The sequence below is a fragment of the Streptomyces panacea genome, assembly GCF_040560175.1.
GTDB classification, from domain to species: Bacteria; Actinomycetota; Actinomycetes; order Streptomycetales; family Streptomycetaceae; genus Streptomyces; species Streptomyces panacea.
This window is the reverse complement of sequence record NZ_JARJHW010000072.1, coordinates 21,635-32,601: the sequence shown is the minus strand read 5'-3', so window position 1 is coordinate 32,601 and position 10,967 is coordinate 21,635. Positions and strand designations below refer to the sequence as shown.

The following is a 10,967-nucleotide window of genomic DNA, read 5'->3' as shown; positions in this document are numbered from 1 at the left end:
GATGTGTATAAGAGACAGCCTCTGCCCCCGCCGCCGGGATGTCCTTGCCGAGCCCGTTCGTGAGGTACCGCCAGGTGGCGGGCCCCGGCAGCCCGTCGGCCTCCGCGCCCCGCCAGCCCTGCGCCCGCTGGAACGCCTCGGTGGCGCGCCGGTCGGACTCGCCCCACCGGGGTCCGGGACCCTCGTCGTAGAAGCGCCCGCCGCCCCGGGCGACGAGCATCTCGCCGAGCCGGGTCACATGCGCGTTGTCGGCGCCGGGCCCGAAGGACTTCGCACCGGGGAAGACCTCCGGCTTCGGCGTGTCCGGCGTACTGCCGCCGTTGCCTGCGGTCACACCTTTGTAGCGGTACGGGATGTAACTCGCCGAATTGTTCCAGTACGCCATCGGCGTGGACTGCGCCCGCGTGTTCGGCTTCGTCTGCTCGTACGCGAGGTAGTGCGTGTGCGTGTAGTCCGTCCAGCCGCCGAAGAGGGTCACGTGCGACCCCTTGGTGGGGTCGGACGGGTTGTGGAACAGCAGCATGTCGCCGGGCTCGAGCTCCTCCCTGGCGATCCGGGTGCCGAAGCGGGAGAGGCTCCCCGTCCACTCGTTGTCGTCCAGGTTCCAGGCCATCGAGATGTACCCGGAGCAGTCCTGGCGGTAGCCGTCGGACCAGTACTTCGTCATGGAGTAGGGGACCTTCGCGTTCACCCACAGCTTGGCGCGGTTGATGATGTCGGCGCGGCTGGTCTTCCGCAGCGTGTCGACCGAGTGGCCCGGCGACGGCCCCGCCGACGGGGGCCCGTACAGCGGGCCGCTAGCACCCTGCGGACTCGTCGGATCCGGTTCGTCCGGCGCCGGGGTCACTGCCGGAGTCACAGCCGGGCTCACCCCCGCGGTCACCGTCGGGGTCGCCGCCGGGCTCACCCCCGCGGTCACCGCCGGGCTCACCGTCGGGCTCACCTCGTCCGCCTGCGCAGTGCCGAGCGTGGGCCCCACGGTGTCCGCGTCGGCCTCACCCGCGCCCACGCCCGTGGCGGCGAGGGCGACGCCGGCCGCGGTGACGAGGACCAGGGCCCGGCGCACGCCGTGGGCGGCGGGGTGGCCGCCCGCGCGCAGGGGCTGGCCCTGGGCCAGCCGGCGGCGCTGCTCGGCGCATCCGCCACAGGGGCAGTCGCAAGCGGGTTCGTACTCCTCGAAGACCGGTGCGGTCATGCGATCCCCTCCACACTCGACAAGATGCTGTGCGGTGTTGCACGTACGTCAGTCACTAATGGTCCCGACTAATCACATTTTGACGGATCAAAGGTAAAAAACGACCATCCGACAGGCCACATCGCTCATCAAATGGTTGGGAGCACTCCGGAGCGTCGGGTAGAGTTCTCCAGGTCAGCAGGCGCCGCTAGCTCAGTTGGTTAGAGCAGCTGACTCTTAATCAGCGGGTCCGGGGTTCGAGTCCCTGGCGGCGCACGCACGGCTGAGGCCCCCTCGCATCACGCGAGGGGGCCTCGATGGTTTCCCCGTATCGCGTCGCGCGAGAGGGTGGCCTTCGCGGCAACTTCACAGTCCGGCCACAGCTCCACCTCCGACCGGCACCCCAATGAGGGCATATGGCGCGCAAGTAGCATCTTTCGCTCTTGCGATCTTGGCGGGGGTCGTAGAACCTATCCTGAAGCCGACGGGTCCAAAGAAGCACGCGTTTCCCGCAGTTGGGGCAGCTGAAGAATTTGCTCCGGTTTGCATACCGAGCGGGGTGGGGGTCCCGTTCAGGGTCTGATGTCGCAAACGGCATCATGCAACCGGAAGGTCCCGATGTGTGTCTGTACTGACGGCGGCGCGCGACCGGACGAACCGACCGACCAATCACGCACCAGCATGCGTGCGGGGGGATGACTGATGACGTCGACGCCGAGCGGCGGGCTGCCGGACAACGACGCGTCCCGGACCACTCAGCTCCGGGTTCCCTCGCAGCTCCGGTCCGGTGCGTCCCGCCTCCGGCCCAGGCCCAAGAAGGAACTGCCCAAGTACGACTACGAGCACTACAGCCGGCTCGCCGGGCCGCTCACCCAGCCGGACCCGGACAAGCCGTACAAGGTGCAGTACCGCTCGCTGCTGTCCCAGGAGCCGCACCGGATCCGGGCCGCCCTGCTGCTCGGCGCCGCCCCGCTCCTCTCCCTCGGTCTCTTCGCCTGGCTGATGCAGCCGCAGCACTGGACCGAGCGCGATCCCAACCTGAAGAACGACACGCTGCTCATCCTCGACATCGTGATGCTCGTCTCGATCGGACTGATCGAGCTGTTCCGCACGATGAACGTGCTGTCCAACGCGCACGCGACGCTGGTGGCACGCGACCCCGTCCCCGTCGTCCCGGCGAGCGGCACCCGCGTCGCCTTCCTCACCTCCTTCGTACCGGGCAAGGAGCCCCTCGAAATGGTGACGAAGACGCTGGAGGCCGCGGTCAAGATCCGGCACCGCGGGCTGATGCACGTCTGGCTCCTCGACGAGGGCGACGACGCCGCCGTCAAGGAGGTCTGCGCGCGCCTCGGTGTGCACCACTTCTCGCGCAAGGGCGTGGCGAAGTGGAACCAGACGAAGGGCGCGCACCGCGCCAAGACCAAGCACGGCAACTACAACGCCTGGCTCGACGCGCACGGCGACGACTACGACTTCTTCGCGTCCGTCGACACCGACCACATCCCGATGGCCAACTACCTGGAGCGGATGCTCGGTTACTTCCGCGACCCGGACGTCGGCTTCGTCATCGGCCCGCAGGTGTACGGCAACTACGACACGTTCGTCACCAAGGCCGCCGAGTCGCAGCAGTTCCTCTTCCACGCCCTGATCCAGCGTGCGGGCAACCGCTACGGCTCGCCCATGTTCGTCGGCACGAGCAACGCCGTACGGATCTCGGCGCTCAAGCAGATCGGCGGGCTGTACGACTCGATCACCGAGGACATGGCCACGGGCTTCGAGATGCACCGCGCCAAGAACCCGCAGACGGGCAACAAGTGGCGCTCCGTGTACACCCCGGACGTGCTCGCCGTCGGTGAGGGCCCGACCGCCTGGACGGACTTCTTCACCCAGCAGCTGCGCTGGTCGCGGGGCACGTACGAGACGATCCTCAAGCAGTACTGGAAGGGCTTCGCCACACTGCCGCCCGGCAAGCTCTTCAACTACACGATGATGATCATCTTCTACCCGATGTCGGCGCTCAACTGGATCCTGGCGGCGCTGAGTTGCGCCCTGTTCCTGGGCATGGGCGCCTCGGGTGTGCAGATCGACCCGGCGATCTGGATGATGCTGTACGGCAACGCGTCGGCCCTCCAGATCGGCCTCTACATCTGGAACCGGCGGCACAACGTCTCGCCGCACGAGCCGGAGGGATCCGGCGGTCTCGCGGGCATGGCGATGTCGGCGCTCTCCGCGCCGATCTACGCGCGCTCGCTGCTCGACGCCGTACTGCGCCGCAAGAGCAGCTTCGTGGTGACGCCCAAGGGCGACTCGTCCAGCCCGGACACGCTGTTCGGGACGTTCCGGATCCATCTGTTCTTCATTCTCGTCTTCGCCGGATCACTGGGCTCGTCCTTCTACTTCGGGCACGACCATCCGGCGATGATCACCTGGGCGTCGCTGGCGCTGCTGATCACGGCGTCGCCGATCATCGTCTGGCGTCTGGGGATGCGGGCGGAGAGGAAGAAGCGCGGGAAGAAGCACGGGTCGCACGGGTCGCACCGCGGTGGCGGGAACACGCCTCCGCCCGCCCCGCAGGCCCCGCGGCAGACGCCCCCGGAGGCCCTCGACCAGACCGTACAGATTTCCCTTGGGGGACCTAAACAATGAGTGCGCTTCCCGTCCGGCCGAACCACCGCAGGAATCGCGCCCGTCGCCTCGCGATAGGCGCCGCGGTGGTGGTCGTGGTGGCCGGGATGAACGGGCCGGCGATGTGGCGGTTCGGTTCGGAGCAGTACCACGAGTACAAGATCAACCGGCCCGACTACAAGGCCGCGAACGGCCATTGGGACTTTCTCGACATCCCGGCGAAATTCAAGATCAATTCGATTCACGCGTCACTGCTGCACACCGGCAAGGTGCTGCTGATAGCCGGGTCGGGCAACAACCAGAAGAACTTCGACGCGAACAAGTTCGAGTCCGTCCTCTGGGATCCGGCGACCAACGACTTCAAGATGATCCCGACGCCCAAGGACATGTTCTGCTCCGGGCACACCCAACTGCCCGACGGCAAGCTCCTGGTGGCGGGCGGCACGAAGCGGTACGAGAAGCTCAAGGGCGACACCACCAAGGCCGGCGGCCTGATGGTGGTCCACAACGAGGACCCCGACAAGCCGATGACACTGCCCGCGGGCACGATGTTCACCGGCAAGAAGAACGGCAAGACCTTCGAGTCCAAGGACCCGGTCCTGGTCGAGAAGGCGAAGAAGATATTCGACCCGGCGACCGGCGCCTTTCTGCGGACCGAGCCCGGACTGGGCCGTATCTACGTCGAGGCCCGCAAGTCCGGGAAGAAGTACGAGACAGGCACCGAGGACAATTACCGGGTGCAGGGCATGAAGGGCGCCGACGCCCGCAATGTCTACGGCATCGCGCAGAAGCTCGCGCTCGACAAGAAGGACTTCCAAGGCATCAAGGACGCCTTCGAGTTCGACCCGATCGCCGAGAAGTACATCAAAGTGGACCCGATGAACGAGGCCCGCTGGTATCCGACACTCACCACGCTGAAGGACGGCAAGGTCCTCGCGCTGTCGGGCCTGGACGAGATCGGGCAGATCGTCCCCGGCAAGGACGAGGTGTACGACCCCAAGACCAAGGAGTGGGAGTACACCGGGATCATCCGGAAGTTCCCCACCTACCCGGCGATCTTCCTGATGGACAACGGCAAGCTGTTCTACAGCGGCTCCAACGCCGGTTACGGCCCCGCCGACGTCGGACGCAAGCCCGGCATCTGGGACCTGGAGACGAACAAGTTCGAGAAGATCCCGGGCCTGAGTGACGCCGACACGATGGAGACGTCGGCGACCGTCATGCTGCCGCCCGCCCAGGACCAGAGGTTCATGGTCATCGGCGGCGGCGGCGTCGGCGAGTCCGAGAAGTCCAGCGAGAAGTCCCGGCTGGTCGATCTCAAGGAGGACGACCCGGAGTTCAAGGACGGCGCCGCACTCGACAAGGGCACCCGCTACCCGAGCGCGTCGCTGATGCCGGACGACTCGGTCCTGGTCACGGGCGGCGCCGAGGACTACCGGGGCCGGGGCGGCTCCGACATCCTCGAAGCGCGGATGTACGACCCGAAGGCGGGCGAGTACACGCGCGTCGCCGACCCCGAGGTCGGCCGCAACTACCACTCGGGCTCGCTCCTGCTCCCCGACGGCCGCGTCATGATCTTCGGCTCCGACTCGCTCTACGCCGACAAGGCGAACACCAAGCCCGGCGTCTTCGAGCAGCGGGTCGAGATCTACACCCCGCCGTATCTCTTCCGGGACTCCAAGCCGACGCTGGGCGACGGACCGAAGCGGATCAAGCACGGCGACTCCGGGGTCTTCAAGACCAAGGACGCCGCGTCGCTGAAGTCCGCGAAGCTGCTGCGGCCGAGCGCCGTCACGCATGTCACGGATGTCGAACAGCGGTCGATCGCGCTGGACATGGAGAAGACGGCGGACGGGATCGAGGTGACGGTGCCGAAGAACCAGGCGCTGGTGCCGGCCGGCTGGTACATGCTCTTCGTGACGGACGACAAGGGAACGCCGTCCGAAGGCGTGTGGGTCGAAGTGCCTTAGGTCGTGTTGTGATCGTGGGCGGGCCCGTACGCGTACGGGCCCGCCCACGTCGTGCTCCTGCTCCTACTTCGCGTTGCGCGCCAGCTCCAGGGCGTACTCCGGATACCAGTCGCCGGCCTTCGGCCCGCCCTTGCAGTCGCCGTCCGACTCACCCGGGCGCTTGATCCACAGATACGCCTTCACCAGCGGGTCACCGGTCTTCGTGGTCGGCGGCTCGCCGAGCGCCCGGCCCGGCGGGTTGCACCAGTTCTCGCTCGGATCGCCCGCCGTGTAAGGGCCGTTGCCGTTGCGGCTGGTGTCGATCACGAAGGGCTTGTCACCGACCTTCGCCGACAGCTTCTTGCCGAACTCCTGGCTCACGTCGGTCGGGAAGAAGTTGGAGACATTGACCGAGAAGCCGTCCGCCGTGCCGACGCCCGCCCGCTGGAGCGGCTCGAACAGCGCGTCGGGCGACTGCCAGCCGGCGTTGCCCGCGTCCAGGTAGACCGTGGTCGCCGACTGCTGCTTGAGCCGTTCGACGGCGCCCTTCAGCAGGTCGTACCGCTCCTCGTGGAACTCCTGCGGTGTGCACCCGTCCACCAGGTGCAGCAGCGCGTCCGGCTCCAGCACGACCGTGGCCCGCCGGTCGCCGATGCCCTTGGCGACCTTGTCGACCCACGCCCGGTACGCGTCGCCGTCGGCGGCGCCGCCCTTCGAGAACTGGCCGCAGTCGCGGTGCGGGACGTTGTAGAGGACCAGCAGGGCGTCCCGGTCGGCCTTGGTGGCGGCCTCGGTGTAACCGCGGGCCTCCTCCTCGGGATTGTCCGGGCCGATCCACTCGCCGACGGGCTGCGCGGCGATCTTCTTGATGAGGCCGGCGTTCTCGTCGTCGCCGTCCTTCGTGTAGTCGGCGACCTGCTCGGCCGCGTTGCCGTCGGGGTTCACCCAGTACGGATCGGTCGCCTTGGGCTGCTGGCTCGACGCGGCGTTCTTCTCGCCCTTGTCCTCGCCGTCGGAGGAGCAGCCCGCGATGAGCAGCGCCGCTCCTGTGGCCGCCGCGCATGCCGTCACTCGTAGATTGCGACCGGAGTTACTGCCGTACATCCACTCCCCCTCGGTGCCCGTTCGTCGGAGCCGCCCCCCAGGCGCCCCGTTCCTGCCCTGCCTGCCGCCTGCCGCCTGCCTGCGACTGCCCGGACATGATCGGTCGAATCCATCCTGGCACACGGGCCGGGGCCGTAACGGCGCCCCCGCGCCTTCGTGTGCGAGCTGTGACAGCGGGGCCGCGGGGCGGCTCCGGGGAGGCCGGATCAGCCATCGTGGCGCGCCTCTTTCACATCGGTGAGATACGCCGAGACGACCACGTTCGCCGTGTACGAACGGCTCTCGCGGTCGAAGGTCCCGCCGCAGGTGATCAGCCGCAGCTCGGCGCGGTCCGGCTGGTGGGGGCCGTACACCTTCCGCGCGTCGAACTTCTCCCGTGGGTAGACCTTCACGTCGTCGATGGTGAACTCGGCGACCGAGCCGTCGGACCGGGTGACCCGGACCTTCTCGCCGGGCCGGGCCGCGCTCAGACCGTAGAAGACGGCCGGTTCGGTCCGGGTGTCGACGTGGCCGACGAAGAGCGCGGTGCCCGCGGCGCCGGGCCGGGTGCCACCGCCGTACCAACCGACCGTCCCCGGCCGTTCGTACGGCGGCGGCTCGACCGCCCCCGCGACATCGAGGCCCCGCGAGACGACAGGTGCCCTTATGCCGACGGAGGGGACGTCGACGCGGAGCGGTTCGGCGGGCTCCGGCGAGTCGTGGGCCGCCGGCGGGCGCCGCTCCATCGGGCGGCCGACGGCGGCGACATCGCCGGTCATGGGCGAGGAGGTCCCGACGAGACCGTCGGCTCCCCAGCCCCAGAGGCCGAGCAGCAACACGGCCCAGGCGAAGCCGGTCAGCAGTCGGCCCGATCCGGTCGGGCGGTGGGTGGTCGGCATCTCGGCCATCTCAGTCGTCTCCGCAGCCTCAGTCGTCTCAGTCGTCTCAGTCGGAGTCCCGCGCGGCGGAACGCTTCCGACGCGCGCTGCGGACGGCCACGGCCACGGCGGCGACACCGGCGAGGACAAGACCGATCACGGTGTGCGGGGTGCTGGGGCCCGCCTGTTCGGCGGCCATGTCGGTGGTGGTCCTACCGCCACCACCGGCACGCACGGGCGCGACGGGAGAGGCCGGGGCGGAGTGGGAGGGCTCGGAGGACCGAGAGGTCCGCGATGCCTGGGAGGACTGGGAGTGCACGGGCTTCGGGTTCTTGGACGCGGGCGCGGGGGCGGCTTCGGCCTCCGGCCGGGCCTCGGGCTCGGGCTCGTCGGAGGGCTTGGCCTTCGGTTTGGCCTCGGGCTCGGCGGAAGCCTTGACGGAAGGCTTGTCGGAAGGCTTTGGATTGGCCGAAGCCTTGGTGGAGGGCTTGGCGGAGGGCTTGGGCTTGGGCGAGGCCTTGGCGGAAGCCTTGACCGAAGGCTTGGCCTTGGCGGAGGGCTTGGCCGAAGCCTTGGCGGAGGGCTTGGGTTTGGGCTTGGCCGAAGCCTTCGTGGAGGGCTTGGGCTTCGGGTCGTGGTCCACCTCGAAGACCACCGCGCCCCGGTGGTCGTGCCCGTCGCACCAGACGTCGACCTTGTACCTGCCGTCCTCGGTCGACGACCTGATCTTCGCCTCACCGCGCAGACTGTCACGGCCTTCCAGCTCGGAGTCCGCGACGAAGACATCGGAGCGCGCCGCCACCGAGCGGGGGTTCTCGCAGCCCTTGACGTTGATCTTCACCTCACCGCCGGGTCGGACGGTGGACGGTGTGACCGTCGCCTTCACGGAGTCGTGGGCGTCGGCGGCGGTGGTACCGAGGACGGGTACCACCACCATGGTGGCGACCAGTCCGGCGCCACGGAGAGCGAGCAAGCCTGAACGCATCGTGAACCTCCTGATGAAGGAAGCCTCACGCGTCCAGCCGGATCCCGCATCCGCAGCGGGCGCCAGAAAGCCCCGTACACGGCCGTGACCAGCGATTATTCAGTCAGATCCGGTCAGATCAGATCCACCAGATCGGCGATCGAGTCGACGATCGTGGAGGGCCGGAACGGATAGCGGTCGACATCCGCCGGCTTCGTCAGACCGGTCAGCACCAGGAAGGTCTCCATCCCGGCCTCAAGACCGGCCAGGACGTCGGTGTCCATCCGGTCGCCGATCATCGCGCTGGTCTCGGAGTGCGCCCCGATGGCGTTCAGCCCGGTGCGCATCATCAGCGGATTGGGCTTGCCCGCGAAGTACGGGTCCTTGCCGGTCGCCTTGGTGATCAGCGCGGCGACGGACCCGGCCGCGGGCAGCGGCCCCTCGGCCGACGGGCCGGTTTCGTCGGGGTTGGTGCAGATGAAGCGGGCGCCGTCGTTGATCAGACGGATCGCCTTGGTGAGGGATTCGAAGCTGTACGTGCGAGTCTCACCGAGCACGACATAGTCGGGGGCGTGGTCGGTGAGGATGTAGCCGATGTCGTGCAGCGCGGTCGTGAGGCCGGCCTCGCCGATGACGTACGCGGTACCGCCGGGGCGCTGGACGTCCAGGAACTTGGCGGTCGCGAGCGCGGAGGTCCAGATGTTGTCCACGGGCACGGCGAGCCCCATCCGGGACAACCGGGCCTGTAGGTCGCGCGGGGTGTAGATGGAGTTGTTGGTGAGGACGAGGAAGGGCTTGCCGGAGTCCCGCAGCCGCTTGATGAAGGCTTCGGCGCCGGGGATGGGGGTGCCTTCGTGGACGAGCACACCGTCCATGTCGGTGAGCCAGGATTCGATCGGCTTGCGCTCTGACATGTGACGGACTCCTGCCGTACGCAGTTGTGCTGGTGGTGCCGCGGGCACTGCTCCGTGCCGCTCGGCGACCCCAGCCTAATCAGGTACCGATGATCGCGGCTCTCGGGAGGCGAGGCCGGGACACGGCGGATCGGGTCGAGCGGGCCGTCAGTTGCCGGTGGCCGTCTTCCAGGCGGCGACGTAGCTGTCGAGCTTGGGCTCGATGCGTTCCCAGTTGGGCTCGAAGAGCGTGACGCCGTCGATCAGTCTGGCCAGCTCGATGGCGTTCTCGTCCATGGGGCGGACGTCCGTACGCGCCGGGAAGCCGCCGCCTATGCCGCTGACCTGCTTCTGGGCCTTCTCGGTGAGCATGTAGTTCAGCAGCTTCTTGCCGTTCGCGCTGTGCGGGGCGCCGTCCACGACGCCGGCTCCGTAGTACATGGCGAACGTGGTCGGCTTGCCGCCCTCTTTCGCCGGGAACCAGATCGCCAGGTTCGACAGGGTCTTGGACTGGTCGAAGTTCGTCTGGACGTCACCGTTCGCGACGAGGATCTCGCCCTTGTCGACCTTCGCCGCGAGCTTGAAGGTGGAGGGGGTGGGGCCGACGTTGTTCTCTTCGAGCTTGTGCAGGTACTCCATCGCCGGCTTCTCGCCGCCGAAGTCCTGCATGGCCTTGATGAGGAGACCCGTGCCGTTGCCGGCGACTCCGGGGGTCGAGTACTGGATCTTGTCCTTGTACTTGGGGTCCAGCAGCTCCTCCCAGGTGGCCGGAGGGTCCGTCAGTTCCTTCTTGTTGTATATGAAGCCGAAGTAGTTGTTCACGACCGACGTCCACCGGTTGTCGGCGGACTTCCCCGAACCGTGCACCCGCTCCGAGCCCTTGGGGTCGTACGACGCCAACACCCCTTTCCGTTCCGCGTGTTGGATGTACGGCGGCAGGGCGACTATGAGATCGGCGCGCGGGTCGTCCTTCTCGCTGATGACGCGGTCCACCATCTCGCCGGAACCGCCCTCCTCGTACCGCACCTCGATGCCGGTGTCCTTCTCGAAGTCGGCGAAGACCTTGTCGTACCAGCCGTCGCCCTCGACCCCCTTGAGCCCGTCGGCGCTGTAGACGGTGACGACGCTCTCCTCCGAGTCGCCCGAGCCGTCGCCGCAGCCGGCGAGCGAGGCAGTGAGGGCGAGGCTGCCGATGACGGCGATGAGTGGGGTGCGACAGCGTCTGGAGGTGCGGGAGTTGAGGGAATTGCGGGGCATGACGGCTCGTATCTCCTAGCGGGGGGTGGTTCGGGGCGGGACCGGGCTGTGTCCCGTACCGCTGTGCACAGACACTCCCGCTCACCACCCGTAGATCACACAAAGGACCCGCAGAGATGGCGATGTCGAGGACCACGCACACGA

Annotated in this window: 8 protein-coding genes and 1 tRNA gene; 3 read left to right on the top strand and 6 right to left on the bottom strand. The window is 68.0% G+C overall.

Annotated features, from left to right (window positions below; translation table 11 throughout):
* Nucleotides 1-1,195: peptidoglycan-binding protein (locus tag P3L51_RS18690; protein ID WP_354606382.1), on the bottom strand; the 1,195-nt coding region annotated here is incomplete at its 3' end.
* 181 nt (nucleotides 1,196-1,376) lie between these two features.
* Here P3L51_RS18690 and P3L51_RS18685 point away from each other — a divergent pair.
* The 3 genes from P3L51_RS18685 (at nucleotide 1,377) to glxA (ending at nucleotide 5,769) form a co-directional block, all read left to right on the top strand.
* Nucleotides 1,377-1,450, top strand: a tRNA-Lys gene (locus P3L51_RS18685).
* Nucleotides 1,451-1,876: 426 nt separating this feature from the next.
* Entirely contained in the window at nucleotides 1,877-3,820 is a 1,944-nt protein-coding gene (locus P3L51_RS18680) for a glycosyltransferase family 2 protein (RefSeq protein WP_354606381.1), read from the top strand.
* A complete protein-coding gene (gene glxA, locus P3L51_RS18675; protein ID WP_354606380.1) occupies nucleotides 3,817-5,769 on the top strand; it encodes a radical copper oxidase GlxA in 1,953 nt (650 codons plus the stop codon). The genes P3L51_RS18680 and glxA overlap by 4 nt, the downstream gene beginning before the upstream one ends.
* A 63-nt stretch (nucleotides 5,770-5,832) precedes the next feature.
* Here glxA and P3L51_RS18670 read toward each other — a convergent pair whose 3' ends face one another.
* The 5 genes from P3L51_RS18670 to P3L51_RS18650 all read right to left on the bottom strand — a co-directional run bounded on the left by P3L51_RS18670 (nucleotide 5,833) and on the right by P3L51_RS18650 (nucleotide 10,823).
* Nucleotides 5,833-6,852, bottom strand: a complete 1,020-nt coding sequence (locus P3L51_RS18670; RefSeq protein WP_354606379.1) for a glycoside hydrolase family 6 protein — start codon at nucleotides 6,850-6,852, stop codon at nucleotides 5,833-5,835.
* Between the two features lie 206 nt (nucleotides 6,853-7,058).
* A complete protein-coding gene (locus P3L51_RS18665; protein WP_354606386.1) occupies nucleotides 7,059-7,730 on the bottom strand; it encodes a class F sortase in 672 nt (223 codons plus the stop codon).
* A gap of 46 nt (nucleotides 7,731-7,776) precedes the next feature.
* Nucleotides 7,777-8,694, bottom strand: coding sequence for a hypothetical protein (locus P3L51_RS18660; RefSeq protein WP_354606378.1), 918 nt, complete (start codon nucleotides 8,692-8,694; stop codon nucleotides 7,777-7,779).
* Nucleotides 8,695-8,807: 113 nt separating this feature from the next.
* Nucleotides 8,808-9,587, bottom strand: a complete 780-nt coding sequence (locus tag P3L51_RS18655) for an HAD-IIA family hydrolase (RefSeq protein ID WP_354606377.1) — start codon at nucleotides 9,585-9,587, stop codon at nucleotides 8,808-8,810.
* Nucleotides 9,588-9,734: 147 nt separating this feature from the next.
* Nucleotides 9,735-10,823, bottom strand: coding sequence for a 2-aminoethylphosphonate ABC transporter substrate-binding protein (locus P3L51_RS18650; RefSeq protein ID WP_354606376.1), 1,089 nt, complete (start codon nucleotides 10,821-10,823; stop codon nucleotides 9,735-9,737).
* Between the last annotated feature and the right edge of the window lie 144 nt (nucleotides 10,824-10,967).